At 50.9% G+C, this 934-nt stretch carries 1 protein-coding gene; it reads right to left on the bottom strand.

Annotation, left to right across the window (positions count from 1 at the left end):
* The coding region (locus ACVRRC_RS21945) for a DUF4942 domain-containing protein (protein WP_472997569.1) at positions 1-934 on the bottom strand (934 nt) is incomplete at both ends.

The following is a 934-nucleotide window of genomic DNA, read 5'->3' as shown; positions in this document are numbered from 1 at the left end:
TCAAATTCGTAGACCTCTGGCTTAACCTCTACCGCGCCCAGGATACGGAAGATGCTATCAAGCTCCTGTTTCACCAGTTCAGCGTAATGGTATCTCCGAGGCATCACGATAGTAAATGGTCCCGCACCATATTGCTTCGCGCTATGTTGGTTGTTGCGCGCCATTTCAGCGAGTTCAGTGCAGGTTGGGAATGCAATCCGGTAGTCAATTAAATCGCCCGTGTACTGCGTGTTGCGCGTCGCTTTGCTACTTTTCCCTCGCTCTTTGAACTGAGGGATGAGGCCTGGCATCCGGTAAGCCAATACTGTATTGAGGTCATCGCACACAGCCTCTGATACCTGAATATGTACATTGCCATTCAGGAAGCCTTTGCAGGTCAGCGCGCCACCGTCTACCGATATCCACTCCCCCGTATTGTTACTGAGGGATTGCTCTAGCGCCCATTTATTGACGATCTCTGCGCCGGGACGGCCTTGCATTAGGCCGATAATTTTACGTAGGTCGCTGAGGTAATCCATATTGTCATAACCTCGCTTGTAGTCACGACATGGTAGGCAGTTGGTGATCACCATCTTCGGACTAAATCCCTGTGCTTTGTTGGTTTTGTGAAACACTGACAGATTTTTGAATACGCCTTCGACCATTTCTGCGAAATAATCTTTTTTCTCGGTCGTTAGGCTTTTAGCCGTGGCGAATACGTTCTCTTCCGTGAAGGCGACGGGCCGCACCGTGGCAAGTCGATCGGGAGAAGCTTTGCGCCACTGCCGAAGCGTGTTGTACCACTCGTCTTTACGGGCAGTGGGCATAAAATTACGCACGCGTGTAAGGTCAAGCACCTTTTGCCAGAAGGACTCGTCAAGTGAACAGGTGGCGCGCTGGAGATCAAACAGGCAATCAACGGCCAGTGTTGTCCCTATCGAATTGTTGCATCCGT

The sequence above is a fragment of the Stutzerimonas sp. LR2 genome (assembly GCF_055755175.1).
This window is presented reverse-complemented; position numbering and strand designations above follow the sequence as displayed.